This window comes from Streptomyces sp. MS06 (assembly GCF_047200655.1).
In the GTDB taxonomy this organism is placed as follows: domain Bacteria; phylum Actinomycetota; class Actinomycetes; order Streptomycetales; family Streptomycetaceae; genus Streptomyces.
Genome location: NZ_JBJZOJ010000005.1, coordinates 71962 through 92952, shown reverse-complemented (window position 1 = coordinate 92952; position 20991 = coordinate 71962). Strand labels below are relative to the sequence as shown.

Annotated in this window: 16 protein-coding genes; 10 read left to right on the top strand and 6 right to left on the bottom strand. The window is 74.6% G+C overall.

The features are described 5' to 3' along the window. Window positions 1-169 precede the first annotated feature (169 nt). From ACL02U_RS04205 to ACL02U_RS04190, 4 genes are all read left to right on the top strand, one after another. The gene (locus ACL02U_RS04205) at window positions 170-916 is read left to right on the top strand and encodes a hypothetical protein (RefSeq protein WP_412789242.1); all 747 of its coding nucleotides are present in this window, start codon (window positions 170-172) and stop codon (window positions 914-916) included. 149 nt (window positions 917-1065) lie between these two features. Further along, entirely contained in the window at window positions 1066-1977 is a 912-nt protein-coding gene (locus ACL02U_RS04200; RefSeq protein WP_412789241.1) for a hypothetical protein, read from the top strand. Between the two features lie 149 nt (window positions 1978-2126). Continuing rightward, window positions 2127-3965, top strand: a complete 1839-nt coding sequence (locus ACL02U_RS04195; RefSeq protein ID WP_412789240.1) for a helix-turn-helix domain-containing protein — start codon at window positions 2127-2129, stop codon at window positions 3963-3965. A 280-nt stretch (window positions 3966-4245) separates the two neighbouring features. Continuing rightward, window positions 4246-5631 (top strand): diaminopimelate decarboxylase, encoded by a 1386-nt coding sequence (locus ACL02U_RS04190; RefSeq protein ID WP_412789239.1) that lies wholly within the window; start codon window positions 4246-4248, stop codon window positions 5629-5631. 14 nt (window positions 5632-5645) lie between these two features. On the opposite strand, the gene ACL02U_RS04185 is transcribed toward ACL02U_RS04190, so the two are convergent. Together ACL02U_RS04185 and ACL02U_RS04180 are read right to left on the bottom strand one after the other, a co-directional pair. Continuing rightward, a complete protein-coding gene (locus ACL02U_RS04185) occupies window positions 5646-7112 on the bottom strand; it encodes an MFS transporter (RefSeq protein WP_412789238.1) in 1467 nt (488 codons plus the stop codon). After that, window positions 7109-8509, bottom strand: a complete 1401-nt coding sequence (locus tag ACL02U_RS04180; protein WP_412789237.1) for a M20 metallopeptidase family protein — start codon at window positions 8507-8509, stop codon at window positions 7109-7111. The genes ACL02U_RS04185 and ACL02U_RS04180 overlap by 4 nt, the downstream gene beginning before the upstream one ends. Window positions 8510-8891: 382 nt before the next feature. Between ACL02U_RS04180 and ACL02U_RS04175 the strand changes: the two genes are divergently transcribed. The 4 genes from ACL02U_RS04175 to ACL02U_RS04160 all read left to right on the top strand — a co-directional run bounded on the left by ACL02U_RS04175 (window position 8892) and on the right by ACL02U_RS04160 (window position 13361). Beyond that, window positions 8892-9983, top strand: a complete 1092-nt coding sequence (locus tag ACL02U_RS04175) for a sugar ABC transporter substrate-binding protein (RefSeq protein ID WP_412789236.1) — start codon at window positions 8892-8894, stop codon at window positions 9981-9983. Between the two features lie 96 nt (window positions 9984-10079). Continuing rightward, a complete protein-coding gene (locus tag ACL02U_RS04170) occupies window positions 10080-10856 on the top strand; it encodes an ATP-binding cassette domain-containing protein (RefSeq protein ID WP_412789235.1) in 777 nt (258 codons plus the stop codon). Next, a complete protein-coding gene (locus tag ACL02U_RS04165; protein WP_412789234.1) occupies window positions 10853-12142 on the top strand; it encodes a sugar ABC transporter permease in 1290 nt (429 codons plus the stop codon). The genes ACL02U_RS04170 and ACL02U_RS04165 overlap by 4 nt, the downstream gene beginning before the upstream one ends. Window positions 12143-12155: 13 nt before the next feature. Then, window positions 12156-13361, top strand: a complete 1206-nt coding sequence (locus tag ACL02U_RS04160) for an ROK family protein (protein ID WP_412789233.1) — start codon at window positions 12156-12158, stop codon at window positions 13359-13361. 261 nt (window positions 13362-13622) lie between these two features. Here ACL02U_RS04160 and ACL02U_RS04155 read toward each other — a convergent pair whose 3' ends face one another. The 4 genes from ACL02U_RS04155 to ACL02U_RS04140 are packed head-to-tail and all read right to left on the bottom strand — an operon-like array spanning window position 13623 to window position 18425. Continuing rightward, window positions 13623-15062 (bottom strand): M16 family metallopeptidase, encoded by a 1440-nt coding sequence (locus ACL02U_RS04155; RefSeq protein WP_412789232.1) that lies wholly within the window; start codon window positions 15060-15062, stop codon window positions 13623-13625. Continuing rightward, on the bottom strand, window positions 15059-16408 hold the full coding sequence (locus ACL02U_RS04150; protein ID WP_412789231.1) for a M16 family metallopeptidase: 1350 nt from the start codon (window positions 16406-16408) through the stop codon (window positions 15059-15061). Before ACL02U_RS04150 ends, ACL02U_RS04155 begins: the two co-directional genes overlap by 4 nt. Beyond that, the gene (locus ACL02U_RS04145; protein WP_412789230.1) at window positions 16405-17172 is read right to left on the bottom strand and encodes an ABC transporter permease; all 768 of its coding nucleotides are present in this window, start codon (window positions 17170-17172) and stop codon (window positions 16405-16407) included. The genes ACL02U_RS04150 and ACL02U_RS04145 overlap by 4 nt, the downstream gene beginning before the upstream one ends. Next, window positions 17169-18425 carry an ATP-binding cassette domain-containing protein gene (locus ACL02U_RS04140; protein ID WP_412789229.1) on the bottom strand — a complete coding sequence of 419 codons (1257 nt, stop codon included), beginning with the start codon at window positions 18423-18425 and terminating at the stop codon, window positions 17169-17171. Before ACL02U_RS04140 ends, ACL02U_RS04145 begins: the two co-directional genes overlap by 4 nt. A gap of 799 nt (window positions 18426-19224) precedes the next feature. Here ACL02U_RS04140 and ACL02U_RS04135 point away from each other — a divergent pair. Both ACL02U_RS04135 and ACL02U_RS04130 read left to right on the top strand, forming a co-directional pair. Further along, window positions 19225-19431: a thiopeptide-type bacteriocin gene (locus tag ACL02U_RS04135; protein WP_412789228.1), complete on the top strand. Its 207-nt coding sequence runs from the start codon at window positions 19225-19227 to the stop codon at window positions 19429-19431. A gap of 146 nt (window positions 19432-19577) precedes the next feature. Further along, window positions 19578-20852, top strand: a complete 1275-nt coding sequence (locus ACL02U_RS04130; RefSeq protein ID WP_412789227.1) for a hypothetical protein — start codon at window positions 19578-19580, stop codon at window positions 20850-20852. Window positions 20853-20991: the final 139 nt, after the last annotated feature.

Sequence of the window (20991 nt, the reverse complement as noted above, 5' to 3'; positions counted from 1 at the left end):
GGGCCGGCCCGGAAGGTCTTCGCGGTCCTTACCGAGGGTACGTCCGCACTTCTCCGTCGACACGGACGGCGTTCGGGCTTGTGACCGGCTCAGGCTGTTTCCAGGGCAGGACCCAGCGCCTGGCCGCTACCGTGGCAGACAACGGATGCGTCGTAGGAGCAAACCCCGTATGACCGGTGAGGAACCTCAGCACCTGCTGGTGCAGGCCCGGGGTGAGCCGTCCCCGCTGTACCAGCCGCCCGAAGGCGGCTGGTGGGAGGAGGACACCACCGCGTTCACCGTCAACGTCCCGCTGCAGGACACTGCCCTCGGTCTTCCTCAGGACCTCTCCGACGAGCTCCGCTCCTGGTCGTCGTCCCGCTCGCCCGGGGGTTTCGTCTCCCGCCCGGATCTGCGGAAGCACGTCGAGCGGGGTCTGGCCGTCGCGCAGCGCCTTGCCCGGCACCTCGGCCCGTCCTGGGTGGTCCGCTGCTGGGACGAACGCCACCGTGCGGTGAAGTGGGTGTGCTGGGGCTGCGACCGCCTCCATGGGGAACGCGACAGCCACGGCACCCCGCCGCACCCGGTCGACATCACGGTGGAAGGCGAGTTCAAGTTCGGTCCGCTGCGCTCCGACGGCTTCGGAGACTTCTTCCCCGACGACCCCGCCGCCGCTCTGGACCTGTCCGACGATCTCGCCGCCGCCCTGTACCGGTGGGCACAGGACATCGACACCACGCTGAACCTGGAGCTCCGGGACCGGGAGGACGGCAAGTACGACGCCGGGTGGCAGCGGCTGTTCCAGGAGGGAACGGACCTGGCGCAGCGAGTCGCACACGAGCTCGGTCCCGCCCGGACGGTGACGTACAAAGGCTTGGCCCATGGCGGTCTCACCGCCTTGACGTCGGTCACCTGGCAGGGCGACCGGCAGCTGTAGACACGCGTCGGCCTCGACCGGTGGAGCTGTGAGCGTACGCAGGTCCGTCCGCTCCGCCGGTCTCAAGCGCGCAACACGGACGCCCGGCAACTCTCCGAGACCGAGGATGCGTCACACGTATACCAGAACGTCGCAGGAACGAGGTTCCGATGTCGAAAGTCGTGTCCCTGCCCGGTGGCGAGGAGCCGGAGGGGCTCAACTGGTTCGCCACCGGTGCTCTGTTCACCGAAGTCGCCCAGTTCATCCTGCAGCATGTCCGGGACGAGCACGCAAGAGCGGAAGTGTTCGGCGAAATCCAGTCAGGTTGCATCTTCGTAGGGGATCTGCCGGAGCCGGAACTCGCGGTCGTCCTGACCGCGTTGCGCGATGAACTCCCCTCGTTCGTCGATTCCGTCATCTACCCACCGCGGGCCGCACTGGCCATGGACCACCCGGAGATCTTCATCGCGCGCGCCAAGTCGCTCGCGGTCCTGGCAGGTCGCAGCCTCGCCCTTCGCGAAACTCCGGGGGCGGCACGGCCCGGGAGCGGCGTGCGGGTCGAGGAGGTGTCCGCTCGGGTCGCGGCGGGGGCGCCGCTGAGGGGACGCGTGATGTACGAGGCGTCCGGTGGTGTCAACTTCCACTGCGCCGCCGAGGACCGGGCCGAGAAGCTCGCACGGGCGGGCTCGGACGGGTCCACCGGCGTGTGCGTCGGCACGCTCCGCCTGGAGGTGGGCGTCACCACCCACCAGTTGCTCTACGTAGGGGGATACAGTCCGCGATCCGTTTGGAACGCGGCACCGCTGCCCGTACCGGATGCGGCCCCGGGAGCGGTCTTCCTCCTTCCGGAGCACACCCTGGTGCCCGGTGTCCCGGTCCAGGTCGCCGGGGGCGAGCAGTGGAAAGCCGAGCACGACGAGCGGACGGGATGGCTCAGTGTGGCGGCGCCGCGCGACCGGAGCGGCGACCTCGTCCGGATCGCCGACGGCACCGTGGTCGAGGTGGTGGACGGACGCCTCGTCTCCGTCCGGTTGCACCTGCCGTCCGGTAGGAGAGCTCGCCGAGCAGGCACATTCCCGTGAGCGGAGTCCGCCTTTGCCGGTGCGTCGGAAGGTGGACGGTCGGTGGCCGACCCGGGCCCCGGCTGGCGTGCCGTCTCGGGTGCGGCTGGGGCCCGCATATCCTCGGCGGCGACGGCACGGCGAGTCGCACGGCACGGCGGAGGAGACGAGTGGCCGACGAAGAGCAAGGTGAGCCCGCGGCCCCCTCCCTGCGCGGGCTCCTCGCCTTCGACGACCGGGACACCCTGCGCCTGCTGCGCGCACCGCGCACGCCCGACGTGCCCGTGACGCGGCTCGCGATCGGCCTCGACGACCTCGAGGTGCCGGTCGGTCGGGAAGAACCGGAAGGTCGGGAAGAACCGGAAGGTCGGGAACAATCCGAGGGCAGGGAAGGGCCGGGTGACCGGGGAGACCTCTGTGGTCCTGAGGAGCCGGGTGGCCGCCCGGTCGCCGGGACGCTGCTGCTCGCGGTGGGGGCCGCCGCCGAGGGGGCCACGGTGTTGGAGGCCGCGCGGCGCGGCGCGGGGGCCCTGGTGCTCGCCGACGCACCGTCCGATGCGGGCGAGGAGCCGGCAGGAGTGCTGGCGGCCGTGGAGCGGACCGGGATCGGACTCCTGGCGCGTGCCCCGGGCGCCGACTGGTCGCGCGCCGCCGAGCTGGTCCGCTCGTACCTGTCGTTCGCGCATGCCGGAACCCCGGGCGGCGCCGCCGGGAACAGCGTGGACGCGATGCCCACGCTGGCCGCGTTCGCCGCTCGGGTGGCCGAGTACGTGGGCGGCTCGATCACCGTCGAGGACACCCAGCTGCGGGTGCTGGCCCACTCCGCGACCGGCCCCGGAGCGGACCCGCTGCGGCGCACCACCATCCTGGGCGGGCGCGTACCCGCGGAGCGCATCGCCGAGCTGCGGCGCAGCGGGCTGCTGCGCGCCCTGTGGACCTCCGAGGACGTCATCCACCGGCCGGCCGACGACGGCAGCCCGGAGCGCTTGGTGGTCGCCGTCCGCAGCGGCCAGGAGGTGCTCGGGTCGATCTGGGTGGCGGCCGACGGCGGGGCCCTGGCTCCCGACGCCGCGAGTTACCTCCGCCGCGCCGCGCCGCTCGCCGCCCCGCTGCTGCTGCGCCGCCGACTCGGCCTGAGCGGTACGGAACTGCGGTGCGACGAGGCGCTTCGGGGCCTGGTCCACGGCCGCGGCGACCGCCGCACCCACGCCTGGGCGCTCGGCATCTCCGCCGAGGCGCCGTGCGCGGTCCTGGTCGCCGAACGGTTGCGCGGAGCCGCCGACGCCGACCGCGTCATGCAGGTCCTGCGGCTGCACGTCTCGGCCCACCACCCCGACGCCCGGGTACTGGGGGAGGAGGACCGTCTCACGGTGCTCCTCCCCCTCGACCCGGGCTGCGGCCGCGGCGGTGCCCCGACGGCGCACGAGCTCGCCAGGGAACTGGACGCCCTCGCCCGCTCGCTGCGCGAGGCCGCGCCGGTCTGGCTGGGCGTGAGCCCCGTCGTCGCGTCGCCGCTCGCCGCGGACCGCGCCCGCGACCGCGCCGTCCTCGTCGTCCGGGCGCTGCGCCGGCGTGAGGCGGACGCGGGCGCGCGCGGGGTGCCGCGACCGGCCCGGTTCTCGGACGAGGAGGGCGTCGGCTCCGCGCTGGAGGTGCTGCGGACGCTCGATGCCGTGCGCCCGGTGTGGGAGAGCGGTTCCGGAGCGGTCCACGACTTCGTCCGCGCGGACGCCGAGGCCGGGGGCACGCTGATGCGCACCCTCGTCGCGTATCTCGACGCCGGCGGCGACACCGCGGCGGCGGCCCGGCGACTCGTGCTGCACCCCAACACGCTCCGCTACCGGCTGCGCCGGATCCGCGAACGCCACCGGGTCGACCTGGAGGACCCGGACACCCGCCTGCTGGTGACGCTGGCGGCGCGCCTGCTACCGCCGGCCGCGGAGGCCGGCCCCGTCGCGGGCGCGGGGACGGGCGGGGCCGAGGAGCAGGGGATGCCGGGCGGGCCGTAGCGCCCCGCAGCCGGGTTCCCCGGCCGGGTGCCGCGGCCGGGTGCCGAGCGGGTCGGGACCTGAGCCGACGGATTCCGGCCCGGTTGACCCCGGTAGGCGCCCGGGATCGCCGGTTCGTGGCGGGCATAGGGGCCCCGCACACATCTTCCGCTCGGTTTTGTCCTGCAGGCCAATGACGGTGGTGCGGGGCAGGAGTCACCCTGGTGAGGGAGGCCCGGGCCGCGTGGTCGCGCCCGGACCGACCGGAGACCCGTGCGACCCGCCCCCAGGAGTGCCGCGTATGTCCTCACCGTCCCCGAGTTCCGCGCCGGTCGCCGGCGGCGCGGCCGCGCCGTGCACGTCCCGGGTGAGCGTCGCCGAGGCCGTCCGGGAGGCCGTCGCGCAGGGCCTCGTCGGTGCCGGGGAGCCGGCCGCGGGGTTCGTCGACGTCCAGGGCGTGCGGGACACCGTCGACGACCTCCACCGCGCGTTCGCCCACGTACCGAGGGTGCTCCACACGTTCGCGGCGAAGGCCTGCTCGCTCGTGCCCGTGCTGCGGTTGCTCGCCGAGACCGGTATGGGGTGCGAGGTGGCCAGCCCGGGTGAGCTCCGGGTGGCGCTCGACGCCGGCTTCCCGTGCGACCGCATCGTCCTCGACTCCCCGGCCAAGACCCGCCAGGAGATCGCGGAGGCCCTGGCCCTGGGCGTCTCCCTGAACGCGGACAACCTGGACGAGCTGCGGCGGGTGGACGCGCTGCGTCCGCCGCACAGCACCTCCGTCCTCGGCCTCCGAGTGAACCCGCAGGTCGGAGGGGGTGCCATCGGCGCGATGAGCACGGCGACGGCCGGTTCGAAGTTCGGTGTGGCGCTGCGGGACCCGGGAGCGCGGCGGCAGGTCGTGGAGGCATTCGCGGCCCGGCCCTGGCTGACCCGGCTGCACGCCCACGTGGGCTCGCAGGGATGCCCGCTGGAACTGATCGCCGCCGGACTCGCCGCCGCCCACCACCTGGCCGAGGAGATCAACGCCCGGGTCGGCCGCCGCCAGGTGACCAGCCTCGACCTCGGCGGGGGCCTGCCGGTCAACTTCGCGGACGACACCGTCTCACCGACCTACCCGGAGTACGTGGCCGCGCTCGAGGCCGCGGAGCCCGCGCTGCTCGACGGCCGGTACGCCGTCGTCACGGAGTTCGGCAGGTCGCTGCTCGCCAAGAACGGGTTCATCGCAGCGCGGGTGGAGTACGTCAAGGAAGCCGGCGGGCGGCGCATCGCCCTCACCCACGCGGGCGCCCACCTCGCCACCCGTACCGTCTTCATGCCCGAGTCCTGGCCCCTGCGGGTCTCCGCCTTCGCGCCGGACGGCCGGCCGAAGCAGGCGCCCCCGGTCCGGCAGGACGTCGCGGGCCCCTGCTGCTTCGCCGGGGACGTCGTCGCCCACGACCGGGAACTCCCGGAGCTGAGCGAGGACGACGTCGTCGTCCTGCACGACACGGGTGCGTACTACTTCTCCACTCCCTGGTCGTACAACAGCTTCCCGAGGCCCGCCGTCTACGGCTACGCCGCCCACCGGGACGGCGTCGGCTTCGCCGTGGTCCGCAGCGCGCAGTCGGTGCAGGAGATATCCCGGGAGAGCGGCCTCGACCAGGCCGACGCGCTTCTGGCGACCGGGACCGCGCCGTCGCCCACCTGAGCCGCCCAGGGCCGTCAGGTGCGCGCCGCGTCCGCGCCGTCCTCGGGCCGCCGAGCCAGCAGGGTGGCCCCGGCCGCGGCCAGCGCGCACAGTCCGCAGACCAGCCAGACGAGGACGTAGGCCGACTCCGCGGGCGTGCCCTCCGCGGCGCCCGGTGCCGGGGTGCCCGATGCCGGGGTGCGGGCGGCCATGAGGGCGGCCAGTACGCCACCGGCGACCGAACCGCCCAGCGATTTCACGTTGTTGTAGAGCGCCGTCGCGACCCCGCTGCGGGCCTGCTCGGCGGCCTCGACCACGACGGTCGGCATCGCGCTCAACGCGATGCCGAGGCCCAGCCCGGCGACCACCTTGGTCGCCGCGATCTCCCACAGCGCGGTGTGCCGTACGGCGACGGCCACGAAGCTCGCCGCGACGAGGCCGAAGGCGACGGCCAGGGTCCGCCGGTAGCCGAGGCGCCGGGCGATCGGCACCGTGAGCGCCGAGCCCAGTACGGCCGCCAGGATCGCGGGGAGCAGCATCAGCGAGATGCGCGTCGCGGACAGGCCGAAGCCGTAGCCGGCCGCTTCGGGGTCGGCGGCCAGGAACGTCGTGTCCGGGGCCTGGGCGGCGAAGTAGACGACGCCGAACCCGGCCGCGGCCAGGTAGAACGGTCCGGCCCGGCGGCCCACCAGTTCCCGCACGTCGACGAGCGGGTCGGCGGCGCGCAGTTCGACGCGTACCCACCAGGCCAGCAACACGGCCCCCAGCACGATCGCTGAGGCGACGAAGCGCCCGTCCGGCGCGTCCTCCTGGAGCGCGGACACCCCCAGCAGCAGCGTGCCGGCGCCCAGGGCGAGCAGGGTGAAGCCGGCCCAGTCCATACGTGCCCCGGGCTGGGGCCGCGACTCGGGCACCCCCGCGTAGGAGAGGGCGACGCAGACGGCGGCCAGTACGGCGGGCACGAGCAGTGCGGCGCGTACGCCTCCCAGCGCACCGGCGGCCGCGCCCATCAGGGCGGCGCCCAGCAGCCCGCCGACGGTGAGCGCGCCGACCAGGCGGGCGATGGCGCGGCGGGCGTCGGGGACCGACAGCCGGCTGCGCACCAGGGCGATCTCCAGCGGCAGCAGCGCCGCCAGGGGTCCCTGCAGGGCCCGGCCCGCCCACAGCAGCGGGGCGCTCGGGGCGAGCGCGACGAGGAAGGAACCGATGGCGATGGACACCAGCGCGATCCGCAGCAGGCGCCGATGGCCGAGCAGGTCCCCGAGGCGGCCGAAGAGCGGCACGCTGACCGCCGCCGCCAGCAGTTGCACCGCGTGCACCCAGTTCACCTGGGCGTCGGCGAGTCCGTAGGCGTCGGCCAGGTCGGGGAGCAGGGGCGTGATCCCCACCTGGCTGAAACCGCTCAGCATCTCGAAGAACACCAGGAGTCCGACCACGGCGCTCACCGGCGCCGTCGGTCCGCGGACGTCCGAAGCCGCGTCGACGGCGGTGGCCCGGGTCACCGGAGAGCCTCCGCGCCGGTGTCCGCGGAACCCGTGTCCGCGGTGCGGCTGTCCGTGGTGGGGCTGTCCGCGGTGGGGCTGTCCGTGGTGCGGCTGTCCGCGGTGCCGGCGTGTGCGCTGCGGGCGTCCGAGGCACCGCCCGGGTCCGAGGCACCGGCCGCGTTCCCCGCGTCCCCGGCGTTCCCCGCGTGCTCGGCGTCGTCGGCGCAGGCGGCCAGGCGCCCGGCCGCGAGGTCGGCCAGCAGCGCGGCGGCGGCCGGCAGGACGGAGTCGTCGTAGGCGGCGTTCGGGGAGTGGTTCATCGGGGCGGCGGCCGGGTCCCGGCCGGGCGGGCAGGCGCCGATGCCGAGGAAGGCTCCGGGGACCTGCTGCAGGACGAAGGAGAAGTCCTCCGAACCGGAGATCGGCTGCGGTGCCAGGAGCGTGCGGCCCGGGCCCAGCAGCTCGGCGGCCACCCCGGTGGCGAACGCCGTCTCGTCGGCGTCGTTGACGGTGACGGGGTAGCCGTCCCGGTAGTCGATCTCGACCCGGACGCCGTGGGCGTCGGCGATGCCCCGCAGGGTGCGCAGCACCGCCGCCCGGACCTGTGCGCGCGCCCGCTCGGAGACGGTGCGGACGGTCGCCTGGAACGTCGCCGTCTCGGGGATGACGTTGCGGGCCCGGCCGGCGTGCAGGGAACCGACGGTGATCACCGCCGGGTCGAAGGCGTCGACGCCGCGGGTCACCATCGTCTGCAGCGCCGTCACCATCTCGCAGACCACCGGAACCGGGTCCAGAGCGGTGTGCGGCGAGGAGCCGTGCCCGCCCCTGCCGATGACGGTGACGTCGAAACCGTCCGATGCCGCGAGGATCGTGCCCGGACGCGTCGCGACCGTCCCCGCGGGCAGGGTGTTGGCGAGCACGTGGAGGGCGTAGGCGGCGACGACCCTGCTTCCGGCGGCGTCCAGGACCCCCTCGTCGATCATGAGCTGGGCGCCGCCGTGCCCCTCCTCTCCCGGCTGGAACATGAACACGACGTCGCCGGCGAGGTCCTCGCGGCGGCCGGCGAGGAGTCGGGCGGCGCCGACCACCGCACTGACGTGCAGGTCGTGGCCGCACGCGTGCATCACCCCCGGGCGGCGCGAGGCGTACGGCAGGTCCGCGGCCTCCTGCACCGGCAGGGCGTCCATGTCGGCGCGCAGCAGCACGGCGGGCCCGGGGCGCCCGCCGCGCAGCACCGCCGTGACGGAGCTGAGCGACCGGCCGGTGGAGATCTCCAGGCCGAGCCGGGCGAGGGCGGCGAGCACCGTGCGCTGCGTGTCCGGTAGGTGCAGCCCCACTTCGGGGTCGCGGTGCAGAGCGCGGCGGAGCTGCTGCAGGTCGTCGGTGAGGGGCGCGGCATCGCTGAGCTGGAACATGGCCGAAAGGGTGCGCCCGGGGAGCAGCGGCGGCTTCGAGACGCCCGGATCAGGTAACTCGCGCTGATCGTCTGCCGGGATCCGCCGTGCCGGCCTGGCGGCACGTGCGGTCCGCGCCACGTCGCCCGCCGGCGGAGCGGGGCCGGGTGGCGGTCCGGCGGTACGGCGGCGTCATCTGATTGTAATGAGGCATTACAAAGTTGCGGCGTCCCGGGTGTGGCGCTGGGGGTGGATCGGGCCATAAGTTCCCGCTCACAACATTCAGCCGGAGCGGACCCCCGACAGCCGGCGAACGGTAGGAGCGCGCGCCTCCTGGCCCCCTTCCCACACGCCCCTCTTGCGTCCGGTCGTCCGGCCGTAAGCATCAGAAAGGACCCTGCCCATGCGCAAGGGACTCCTGCTCACCGCCACCTCCGTGGCAATGGTCGCCTCGCTCGCCGCCTGCGGCAGCTCCTCGTCGAGCACGACCGCCGGCTCCGGCGGCAAGAAGCCGAAGATCGGCGTGATCCTCCCGGACAGCAAGTCGTCGGCGCGCTGGGAGACGGCCGACCGCAAGTACCTCTCCGCGGCGTTCAAGGCGGCGGGCGTCGACTACGACATCCAGAACGCGCAGGGCGACAAGCGCCAGTTCCAGACCATCGCCGACCAGATGATCACCAACGGGGTCAACGTCCTGGTCATCGTCAACCTGGACAGCGGCACCGGCAAGGCCGTCCTGGACCGGGCCAAGTCCCAGGGCGTCGCCACCATCGACTACGACCGGCTCACCCTGGGAGGCTCCGCCCAGTACTACGTGAGCTTCGACAACACCGCCGTCGGCAGACTGCAGGGCGAGGGCCTGAGCAAGTGCCTGGCCGACATGAAGGTGGAGAAGCCCACCATCGCCACGCTCAACGGCTCACCCACCGACAACAACGCCACCCTCTTCGCCAAGGGCTACAACGGCGTCCTGGACCCGAAGTACAAGTCGGGCGAGTACATCAAGGGCCCCGACCAGTCGGTGCCGGACTGGGACAACGCCCAGGCCGGCACGATCTTCGAGCAGATGCTCACCAGCCAGCCCGGGATCGACGGCGTACTGGCCGCCAACGACGGCCTCGGCAACGCGGCCATCGCCGTCCTGCGCAAGCAGAACCGCAACGGCAAGGTGCCGGTCACCGGCCAGGACGCCACCGTGCAGGGCCTGCAGAACATCCTCGCCGGCGACCAGTGCATGACCGTCTACAAGGCGGTCAAGAAGGAGGCCGACGCCACCGCCAAGCTGGCCGTGTCCCTCGCCAAGGGCCAGAAGGGCGAGACCAACGCGACCGTCGAGGACCCGGAGGGCAAGCGCAAGGTGCCCGCGGTCCTGGAGACCCCGGTGGCCATCTTCAAGGACAACGTCAAGGACGTGGTGGCCGACGGATTCGTCAGCAAGGACGAACTGTGCACGGGGAAGTTCGCCGCCCTGTGCACGGCGGCCGGCATCAAGTAGCCCTCATCGCCCGCCGGTTCGCCCGGCCTGCCCGCGGGCCCCGGAGCATCCCCGCTCCGGGGCCCGCGGGACCACGACCCCAAGGAGCGGTCTTCCATGACAGCGACCCCGATCCTCCGACTGCGCGGGATCGACAAGAGCTTCGGACCCGTGCAGGTCCTGCACGACGTGTCCTTCGACATCCACCCGGGCGAGGTGACCGCCCTCGTCGGCGACAACGGCGCCGGCAAGTCCACCCTGGTCAAGTGCATCGGCGGGATCCACCCGATCGACGGCGGCACCTACTGGTTCGCCGACGAGGAGGTCCATGTGCACAGCCCGCGCGACGCGGCCGCCCTGGGCGTCGAGATCGTCTACCAGGACCTGGCGCTGTGCGACAACCTCGACATCGTGCAGAACATGTTCCTCGGCCGGGAGAAGCGCCGCGGAATCGTCCTGGACGACGCCACGATGGAGGAGATGGCCGCCAAGACCCTCGCAGGTCTCTCCGTACGGACCGTCAAGTCCGTCCGCCAGCAGGTCTCCAGCCTCTCCGGAGGCCAGCGGCAGACCGTGGCCATCGCCAAGGCCGTGCTGTGGAACAGCAAGGTCGTCATCCTCGACGAGCCGACCGCCGCACTCGGTGTCGCCCAGACCGCGCAGGTCCTCGAACTCGTCCGCCGGCTGGCCGACAACGGCCTCGCCGTGGTGCTCATCTCGCACAACATGAACGACGTCTTCGCGGTGTCCGACCGGATCGCCGCCCTCTACCTGGGCCGCATGGCCGCCCAGGTCAAGGCGTCCGACGTGACCCACTCCCAGGTCGTCGAACTCATCACATCGGGCCGCAGCGGAGATCTCGGCCTCGCCCACACCAACGGAGCCCCCGCATGACCACCGCCGTCGCCTCCGAGCACCCCGAGCAGCCCGACAAGCCGGAAGACCCGGACCGCCCCGTCGGGCAGGACACCGCCCGCAGCCCGAGCCTGCGCTCGGTCGCCCGCACCTACCTGGAACGACTGCGGGGCGGGGACCTGGGCGCCGTGCCGGCCGTCCTCGGCCTGATCGTGCTCTGCCTGTTCTTCGCGGCACTGCGCCCGGTCTTCCTGTCCGAGCTCAACTTCGCCAACCTGCTCACCCAGGGCGCGGGCAGCATCGCCATCGCCATGGGACTGGTCTTCGTCCTCCTCCTCGGCGAGATCGACCTGTCCGCCGGATACGCCAGCGGAGTCTGCGCCGCCGTCCTCGCCATCCTGCTCACCGACCACGGCTGGCCCTGGTACGGCGCCGTCGCGGCGGCCATCCTGACCGGCATCGCCATCGGACTGCTGCTCGGCGTGCTCGTGGCCAGGGTCGGCATCCCCTCCTTCGTGGTCACCCTGGCCGCCTTCCTCGGCTTCCAGGGTGTCGTGCTGATGCTCCTCAAGGAGGGCACCAACATCTCCATCCGGGACAAGACGATCCTGGCCGTCGCCAACAACAACCTCAGCCCCGCACTCGGCTGGTCGCTGCTGGCCGCCGGGGTCGCGGTGTACGCGGCGATCCAACTGCGGCAGAACCACAACCGCAGCAGGCGCGGCCTCGTCACCGCGCCCCCCGCCCTGATCGCCGTCCGGGTCGGCGCGCTGACCGTCCTCGGCGCCGTCGCCGTCCACCTCCTCAACCAGGAGCGCAGCCGCAACGTCATCGTCGACTCGCTGAAGGGGGTACCCATCGTGGTGCCGGTCATCGCCGCGCTGCTCGTCGCCGGTACCTTCGTCCTCCAGCGGACCACCTTCGGCCTGCACATCTACGCGGTCGGCGGCAGCGCCGAAGCCGCCCGCCGGGCCGGCATCAACGTGGCCGCAGTCCGCGTCAGCGCCTTCGCCATCTGCTCGTCCCTGGCCGCGGTCGGCGGGATCATCGCCGCGTCCCGCGGCAACTCGGTCGACCCCAACACCGGTGGCAGCAACGTGCTGCTGCTGGCGGTCGGTGCCGCCGTGATCGGCGGAACCAGCCTGTTCGGCGGGCGGGGCCGAGTCGTCGACGCCGTACTCGGCGGCATGGTCGTCGCGGTGATCCAGAACGGCATGGGCCTGATGGGCTACAGTTCTGGCGTCAAGTTCACGGTCACCGGTTCGGTACTGCTGGTGGCCGCCGGCGTGGACGCACTGTCCCGCCGCCGCGGCGTACGACGATGAAGGTCCAGACGGCATGAAAGCCGGTCCCTCGCAGGAGGAGATCCGCCGGCACAACCTCGGCACCCTGCTCCGCCACGTGCACCTCGGGGGTTCGACCTCCCGGGCGGTCCTCGCCGAGCGCATGGGACTCAACCGCAGCACCATCCTGGGCCTGGTCAGCGAACTCGCCTCGGTCGGCCTGGTCCGGGAGGAACTGCCCCGCGACACGGGCCGGGCAGGCCGCCCCTCCCTGGTCGTGCGGCCCGAGTCCGACCGTGCGTACGTCCTCGCCTTCGACATCTGCGCGGACCGGCTCGCCGCCGCACGCATCGGACTGGGCGGCGTCTTCCTCGACCGGCGGGAGATCTCCTGGCCGCGCGACGACCTCCGGGCCGACGAGGTGGCCGACGCGCTCGTCGGCCTGTCCGGGAAACTGCAGGCCGGGGCGCGCCCCGGCACCTGCTGCGTCGGCGTCGGCGCGGGCGTCCGCGGACTGGTCCGGCACCCCGACGGCCTCGTCCACTCCGCCCCCAGCGTCGGCTGGGCGGACGAGGACTTCGGCGCCGGCCTGACCCGCCGACTCGGCCTGGGCCTGCCCGTGGCGGTCGAGAACGAGGCAAACCTCGGGGCCCTCGCCGAGCACCTGCGCGGGGCCGGAACCGGCAGCCGCGACATGGTCTACCTGCACGGCGACATCGGCATCGGCGGCGGTGTCATCACCGGCGACCGACTCCTCACCGGCGACCGCGGCTACGGCGGCGAGATCGGCCACATGCTCGTCAACCCGCAGGACGGACGCCCCTGCGACTGCGGTGCGCGCGGCTGCCTCGAAGCCGAAGCCGGCGAACGCGCCCTGCTGGAGGCCGCCGGCCGGGACGGCTCGGCCGCCGGACGGGACGCGGTCCGCGCCGTCGTCGAGGCGGCCGACCGGGGCGACGTCGGCGCCCGCGCCGCACTGCACCGCGTCGGCGACTGGCTCGGCGTCGGCGTCGCCGGCCTGGTCAACATCCTCAACCCCCGGACCGTCGTCTTCGGCGGCACGCTCCGCGACGTGTACCTCGGCTCGGCCGCCCAGATCCGCAGCCGCATCAACCGCCACGCCCTCCCCGCCTCCCGCGAGCAACTGCGGCTGCGCGTGGGCGAACTGGGCGACGACGCCGTACTCGTGGGCGCCGCCGAGTCCGCGTTCTCCGGGATGCTGTCCGGGCCCCTGGAAGCCCTGGCCCGCACCCTCCCGTAACCGACGGCGACCGTACGCCGGAACCGCACCCGACCGCATGCCGGCACCCCGTCGCACACGGGCAGCCTGCCCTACCCGGCAGCCTGCCCTACCCGGCGGCCTGCCGTATCCGGCATCCGGCCGTACGCGGTCACCCGGCGACGGGTCAGCCCGCCGCCGGTCCCCGCGCCGGGCCCCGCCCGCACGCCCGCCGGGTTCTCCCGCGCGACGGGTACCCGGGTGGTGCCGTGGACCGGCACCGTGCACCGGGGTCCCGTCCGGTCACGCGTTCTCCGACCGCCCGGAGTCGGGGGCCCAGCCGTCCGGCAGGCCCGCGGTCTGCGGTTCCAGCACGGCGGGGTCGCCGGCCACCACCCCGGTGAAGCGGTCCGGGGCGAGGCGGCGGGCGGCGGCCCGCACGGCGTCGGGGTCGACCGTGCGCAGCCGGTGCAGGTGGCCCGGCAGCCAGCGGTGGTCGAGGCCGGCCCGGTCGAGGGCGACGAGCAGGCGGGCCAGACCGCGCCGCCCGGACAGCGACAGCACGGTCAGTCCCGCGGCGTGGGAGCGGGCGGCGAACACCTCCTCCGCGGTGGGCGGCGCGGTGCCGGCGACCGCGGCGAGCTGCTCGTGCGTCGCCCGCAGCGCTGCTGCGGCGTTCTCCGGATCGGTGTCGAACTCGACCAGCAGCGAGGCGCGTCGCCCGGCGTGCTCCCACAGGTGGGACTGCGCCTGGTAGGTCCAGCCGCGGCGTTGCCGCAGCTCGCCGACGAGCCGCGAGGAGAAGTAGCCGCCGAGGACCATGTTGGCGACCACCAGGGCCTCGTAGTCCGGGTCGGTGCGCGGCGGGGCGTCCGCGGCCAGCCGGATCTGCGCCTGCCGGGCACCGGGCCGGGCCGCCACGGTCAGGGGACCGGTGCGCAGCGCCGGGGGCGCGGTCGGCCGGGTGACGGCATGGTCGGAGCGCCAGCCGGCGAGTGCGGCGCAGGCGCTGTCGGCGACGGCACCGGGGTCGCCGCTGCCGACGAGGACCAGCACGGCACCGCGCGGGACCACGCGTTCCGCGGCCAGGCGGGCCACGGCCGCGGTCTCCACCGCGGCGACCAGCTCGGCCCGCGGCGTCTCCCGGGTGATCGGGTGGTCGCCGAAGGCGCGCAGCAGCAGCGCCTCCCGGGCCAGGTGGCGCGGCGCGCCGCGGGCCACCTCGATACGGCGCAGCAGGCGGGTGCGTTCGGCGGCGACGTCGGCCGGGTCGAGGGCGGGGGCGGCCAGGCAGCGGCCCAGCACGCCCAGCACCGCGTCCAGTCCGTCGGCGAGGACCGTGCCGGACACCTCGAGACCCTCCGGGTCGACGCGCACCGTGAGCCGTCCGCCGGCGTCGGCGATGCGGTCGTCGACGGCGGTCCGGTCGAGGGCGGGCGGTCCGGCGGTGCCGCCCAGCAGGCCGGCGGACAGCACCTCGGCGGTGGCGCCCAGGGCGGCGGGGCCGCCGCCGCACGGGATGTGCAGCCGCAGTTCGGCGAGCGGCACGGCGGGACGGCGCACCGCGACCACCCTGAGGCCGTTGTCGGCGGTCCGGGTGGCGGCGTCCGGCGGCGGCACGGGGCGCGGGGCGCCGAGCGCGGGCAGGCCCACGGGCGAAGGGCCGGGCCCGCGGTGCGCCTCGTCGGGTGCGCGGTGGGAGTGATCGGGCGTGGCGGCTCCGGTTGCCGCAGCGGTCGTCATCCTCGGCCTCCGTGGTGGGGCGCCGGGCACAGCAGGACACCGCGGCGGGGCCGGCCCGCCAGGGCGGCCGCGGCCTCGGCGATCTGCTGGGGGGTGGTCCGCGGCAGGCGGCCGGGGAGCCGGTCGGCGAGGGCGGCGTCCCCGTGGTGCAGTTCGAAGCGGCCGTGGGCACGGGCGCGGGAGCCGACCCGGTCGAGGGCGAGGTACTGCTCGGTGGCGAGCCGGGCGGCCGCCCGGGCGAGAGCTGCCGGGTCGGGGCCGTCCTGGGCGAGCCGGCCCAGCGCTTCGAACGCGGCGTCGCCGATCGCGTCGGCGGTCTGCTCGGTCGGTGTCATGGCGCGGATCACGAACACGTCCGGATCGCGCGCCTCCCAGGGCACTCCGGTCAGCCCGGCGCCGGCGTGCACGAACGTGGCGAGCCGGCGTTCGCGGACGGCGGTGCGGTGCAGGAGCGAGTTCTCGCCGTCACCGAGCAGCGCGCCGAGCACGGTGGCGGCCAGGTAGCGGTCCGGATCGGCGACCGGGTCGGGCAGCGGCAGGCCCAGGGCGAGAGCGGGCAGCGGCAGTCCCGCTACCGGGAGCGTGTCGAGCCGGTCGGCGGCTGGCGCGGGCTCGCCGAAGTCGGGGCGCCGCGGCACGGGGCGGGCGGGCAGCGGGCCGAAGTGGCGGTCGACCAGCTCCAGGCAGGCGTCCGCGTCGACCGCGCCGACCACGGTGAGGACCGCGTTGCCGGGGGCGTAGTAGGTGTCGAAGAAGGCGGCGAAGTCGTCGGGGCGGCTCGCCTCCAGGTCGGCCAGGTCGCCGTATCCGTTGTGGGTGTTGGCGAAGGTGGTGAAGACGGCGGGCGGGAGCTGCACCCAGGGGAAGCCGCCGTAGGGGCGGCCGCTGATGTTGCGCCGCACCTCCTCCCGCACCACGGCGATCTGGTGGGCGAGGGTCTCCTCGGTGATGCGCGGGGCCCGCATCCGGTCGGCCTCCAGGAACAGCACCCGTTCCAGGGCCTCGGCGGGCACCACCTGGTAGTAGGCGGTGTGGTCGCGGTGGGTGGTGCCGTTGAAGACGCCGCCCGAGGCCTGGACGAGCTGGGCGTGCTGCCCGCGCCCGACACGTGCACTGCCCTCGAACATCAGGTGTTCGAAGAGGTGGGCGAAGCCGCTGCTTCCCTCGGGCTCGGAGCGGAAGCCCACGTCGTAGGTGACGGCGACGGCGACCGCGGGCGCGTCGTGGTCCTCGGTGACCACGACGCGCAGCCCGTTGTCCAGACGCAGCCGGCGCGGCTCGCAGCGCGCGGGCGCGGTCCGCGGTGCGGCGGCCGGCGGTGCCGCGGAGGCGGCCGGGGCGCTCAACGGGCGGTCTCCTGCATCGCGCGGATGCCGAACCGTCCGGCGACCAGCACCAGCAGCACCGCGAGGCCGGCGCCCAGGAGGACCCGGCCGCTGTCGATGTCACCGGCGAACAGGTGGCGTTCGGCGGTCACGACGTGCGTGAGCGGATTGGCCCGGGACATCCACGCCAGCCAGCCCGGGGCCAGCGACATCGGCAGCAGGATCCCGGAGAGCAGCAGCACCGGCAGGGTGACGGCGTTGAGCACGCCGCTGTAGGCCTCCTCCTGCCCCATGCGCAGGGCGAGTCCGTAGGACAGCGAGGACATGCCGGCGGCGAGGACACCGACGAGTACGACGGCGAGGAGCACACCGGGCAGGGAGGCGCGCAGCCCGACCGCGACCGCGCCCAGCACCAGCACGCTCGCCTGCACCAGCAGGACGACGACGTCCCGGGCGACCCGGCCGGCCAGCAGGGCGGTCTTGCTGGCCGGGCTGACCCGCATGCGGTCCAGGACGCCGGCCCGCCGCTCCCCGAGGATGCCGATCCCGACGAACACGCAACTGAACATCGCCTGCTGGACGAGGAGTCCGGGGACGAAGACGCTCCAGGAGTTGGTGTGGTCGAAGCCCGGACCGCTGGACAGCTTGAGCAGCAGCGGCCCGAAGAACAGCAGGTACAGCGCGGGCTGGATGAGACCCACGGCGACCCACGCGGGGTTGCGGAGGGTGTAGCGCAGGGAGCGCTGGAACACCGCGACGGCGTCGTTGACGGGCTGGGGGGTCACTGGTCCTCCCGGAGGGTGGCCGTGGCGGTCCCGGCCGCCGCGGGCCGGCCCGCCGCACCCGCGGCGGGCCGCGGCCCGCCGGACGCGGGCGCGGGTCTGGCGCCGGACGCCGGCACACCGGTGGCGGTACCCGCGGCGGGGGCCGCGGCGTCGGCCGGGGCGACCGGATCGGCGAGGTCTGTCGTGCCTGACGTGCCTGAGGTGCCTGTCGTGCCTGTGGTGCCTGTCGTGTCTGCGGTGTCTGTGGTGTCTGCGCTGTCGGGGGCGTCGGCCGGAGTCGCGGGAGCGGTGCGCGACGCGCCCGGCTCCGGGTGCTCCCCGTGCATCGAGCGTCCGGTGAGGGCGAGGAACACGTCGTCCAGGGACGGCCGTTTGACCAGGACCGACTCGACGTCGACGCCCGCGTGGTCCAGTTCCCGCAGGATGTCGGCGAGCCGGCGGCGGGCCTCGACGACCCGCACCTGCACCGCGTCCGCGGCCCGGTCCACCCGGCCCCCGGGCACCGCGCGGGCCACCGCGACGGCGGCCTCGGCCACCTGCGGGGTGGCGATGACCACGGTGTCCCCCGCGGTGGCGTCCTTGAGCGCCTCCGGGGTGTCGTCGGCGATGACCCGGCCCTCGTCGACGACGGTGATCCGGTCGCAGATCTGGTCGGCCTCGTCCAGGTAGTGCGTGGTGAGGAAGACGGTCACGCCGTGTTCGGTGCGCAGCGAGCGCACGTGCTCCCACACGGCGGCCCGGCTGGTGGGGTCCAGACCGGCGGTGGGCTCGTCGAGGAAGAGGACCAGCGGCCGGGACACCAGGCCCAGGGCGATGTCCAGCCTGCGCCGCTGCCCGCCGGACAGCGTCTTGGCCAGGCGCAGCTCCAGGCCCTCCAGGCCGAAGTCCGCGCACATCCGCTCGGCGCGCGCGGCGGCCTCGCGCCGGCCCAGGCCGTGCAGCCGGGCCTGGGTGCGGAGTTCGTCGACGACCCGGTGGTCGCCTCCGGCGGCACCGCCCTGTCCGACGAGACCGATCCGCCTGCGCACCTCGCGCCGCTCGGTCACCACGTCGTGCCCGGCGACCCTGGCCGTGCCTGCGGTCGGATCCAGCAGCGTCGTCAGCATCCGCACCGTGGTCGTCTTGCCGGCCCCGTTGCGGCCGAGGAGGCCCAGCACCTCGCCCTCGGCGACGTCCAGGTCCACCCCGCGGACCGCCTCCACCTTGCCGGACCTGCTCGGGAAGGTGCGCTCCAGCCCTCGCGCGGCGATCACGCGGGCATCCCCGTACCGTGCGCGGCACGGCCGGCCGGCCGTGCACTGATGGTGTGGCCCTCGGTCATCGTGCTCCCTCAGTCGTTTCGGTCGGACCGGCGTCCGGCAGCGCCACCGGCGCCACCGGACGCCGGTCGCTGCGGCCGGAGTCCGCCGCGCGTCGCGGCCGGCGGATCCGGTGCGGTGTCCGCCGGCCGGCGCCGGCGGCAACGGCGGTGCGGGTGCCGGTGCGGCGTCCGTCCGGTCGGTGTCGGTGTCCGTGTCGGTGCGATGCCGGTTCCGGTCCGGGCGGACGCCCGCCGGTACGCGCGGTAGCGGGACGCCCGGAGCCGGGCCGGCCCGGCCGTACCGCACCCGCCCCGCGCGGAGACGGGCACCGACGGGGTGCGGGAACGGGTACGGCGCGGGCGGGCGGCCCGGCCACCTGGCACGGCGGCCGGGCGGCGCCCGGGTACGCGGACCGACGATGCCGGTGGACGGCAACCCGCGTCCAGCGGTTCGGGCCGCCTTCCGGTGCTCTGGCAGCAAGCTGCAGATCCGGCCGGTGATCCGCAGTTTGCTGCCGCAGGGCGGGCCTTGTCGCGGCGCTCCGGGGTCACCACGATGAGTAGCGCTCCGAGGCGCCGGCCCGTGCCGGACGGCCCGTCCTGACGCGCCGCCGCCGGGCACGTCCCCGGCGGTCCGTCCGTAGGGACGGGCAGGCCGGACAGCGGCCCGCGCCGGTCGGAGCAAGCTCCCGGGCCCGCCCACGCACTCCTGCGGGCGGATCCGACAGTCACCCATGAAGGGAACATGCGACATGAGCCAGACCGCGACCGAGTTCGCCGCCTTCGACCTCGAGGACCTGCAGGTCCTCGACCTGAACGACGCGGTGGCGCTGCCCGAGATGGGCGCGTCGATCATCATCAACAGCGCGGAGTTCGTGGACGACGCGGAGGACGTGGTCGACGGCGCAGCGCTGGACGCCGTCTCCGTCTCCTCGTCCTCGTCGTGCTGCTGCTGCTGATCGTCCGTCACTGACGGCGCTTCCGGTCCGGTCCTCAGCCCGGGCTCATGTGTGTGCCGGCCGCCGGCCGGCTCGAAGACCGCTCACCGCGGCGGGGGGACCAAGGTCCACCGGGGTCCCCCCGCGCCCTTCCGGAGGAGTCTCGCGTGGATCTGCCCGGACGGACCCGCATCGTGCGGGTCCACGACCACTCGACGGACCCGCGGCCGCTGCTGCGCCTGCTGGCCGGCCCGCTCCGGGAACTGACGGCACAGCAGTGGGTGCCGCTGGCGCATGTGCGCCGGGGCTGGCTCGGCGGCTCCCACCTGCGGATCACGCTGCGCCCGCTGGCCAGCAACACCGTACGTCTGGACGACTTCGCGGCGCTGGCCGCGCGGGCCGCCGGATCGCTGCCGGCGACCGCCCCCGACGAGGCGGACTACCGGGCGCGGGCCGCGGAACTGGGCCGCTGGGAGAACGTACCGCCGCCCTATCCGCCCCTGCGCGCGCAGGGGCTGGTGGAGGTGGACGAGGAGACCGAGCCCCCGCCGGGCTGGACCCCCGCCCTGGTGGACGCCCGCGACCAGCTCTCCTCCCATCTCCTGTCCCCGCTGCTGCACAGCGTCGGCGCCGCACCGGATCCCGCCGCAACGCCCGGTTTCGGGCCGGACGGGGCGACGACCGGACCGGCGAGCGGCGCGCGAGGCTCCGCCGCGCACGAGGAGGACGTCCGGCGGCTGGTGGCCCGGGTGCTGGCCCTGCTCGCCCGCGGCCATCCGTACGGGCTGGGCGTGGGCACGCTGCCCTACCGTTCGCACGCCGAGGGCGTGATGTCGGCGGTGGGCCGGCGTACCGACCTGCGGGCCGCCTTCCGCGAACGGTACGTGCGCGACCGGGAGTTCTTCGCCGCAGCCGTGGCCGAGGCACCGTCACCCACCGCTGCCGCCGAGAGTCCGGAGCCCGCCGCGGCCACCGGGACGCAGACGTCCGCGCCCTCCGCGGCACCGCCCGAGACGCCCCTGCTCGCCCACTGGGCAACGGCGTTCGCCCGCTGCCGGGGGGCAGCCGAGGCGTTCACCGCGTCCGGTCTGGTCACCGACGAGACACTGGGCGCACTGGGCGCCACCACGGCGCCCACCGACGACCGCCCGGTGCCCAGTGCCTTCCACACGGCGGCCCACCACAGCGGCATCACGCTCCGGGAACCGTACTGGCAGACCGCGCACCGCCTCGTCCTCAACACCCTGTATCCGGCGCTCACCTGCCTGGGCATCAGCCCGCTCCAGCGCTACTACCTGTGCTTCGGAGTCAGCGAGGCCGCCGACGAACTGCTCGGGGAGACCTGGCTGGAGCGCATGACGGGCTTCGCGGAGCGTGAGCTTCCGGAACGGGTGCGCTCCGCCGTGGAGGAGGCCTCCCGGCCGCCGGTGCCGACCCGGTGAGCCGGCCGGTCGCGCGGGCCGCCACGGTACGGCCGCAGGACGGGGCCCGCACGGCCTGACTCCCGACGGCCGCACCCGCCCGCGCTCCGTGCTCAGCCCGCCCGTGCCCCGCGCTCCTGCCGGCCGCAGGCCGCCCCGT

Bases quoted from the DNA above. Each gene is read 5' to 3' on its own strand.
- ACL02U_RS04165 (WP_412789234.1), top strand. From the start codon at position 10,853: ATGACCACCGCCGTCGCCTCCGAGCACCCCGAGCAGCCCGACAAGCCG.
- ACL02U_RS04190 (WP_412789239.1), top strand. From the start codon at position 4,246: ATGTCCTCACCGTCCCCGAGTTCCGCGCCGGTCGCCGGCGGCGCGGCC.
- ACL02U_RS04135 (WP_412789228.1), top strand. From the start codon at position 19,225: ATGAGCCAGACCGCGACCGAGTTCGCCGCCTTCGACCTCGAGGACCTG.
- ACL02U_RS04200 (WP_412789241.1), top strand. From the start codon at position 1,066: ATGTCGAAAGTCGTGTCCCTGCCCGGTGGCGAGGAGCCGGAGGGGCTC.
- ACL02U_RS04160 (WP_412789233.1), top strand. From the start codon at position 12,156: ATGAAAGCCGGTCCCTCGCAGGAGGAGATCCGCCGGCACAACCTCGGC.
- ACL02U_RS04205 (WP_412789242.1), top strand. From the start codon at position 170: ATGACCGGTGAGGAACCTCAGCACCTGCTGGTGCAGGCCCGGGGTGAG.
- ACL02U_RS04180 (WP_412789237.1), bottom strand. From the start codon at position 8,509: ATGTTCCAGCTCAGCGATGCCGCGCCCCTCACCGACGACCTGCAGCAG.
- ACL02U_RS04175 (WP_412789236.1), top strand. From the start codon at position 8,892: ATGCGCAAGGGACTCCTGCTCACCGCCACCTCCGTGGCAATGGTCGCC.
- ACL02U_RS04155 (WP_412789232.1), bottom strand. From the start codon at position 15,062: ATGACGACCGCTGCGGCAACCGGAGCCGCCACGCCCGATCACTCCCAC.
- ACL02U_RS04170 (WP_412789235.1), top strand. From the start codon at position 10,080: ATGACAGCGACCCCGATCCTCCGACTGCGCGGGATCGACAAGAGCTTC.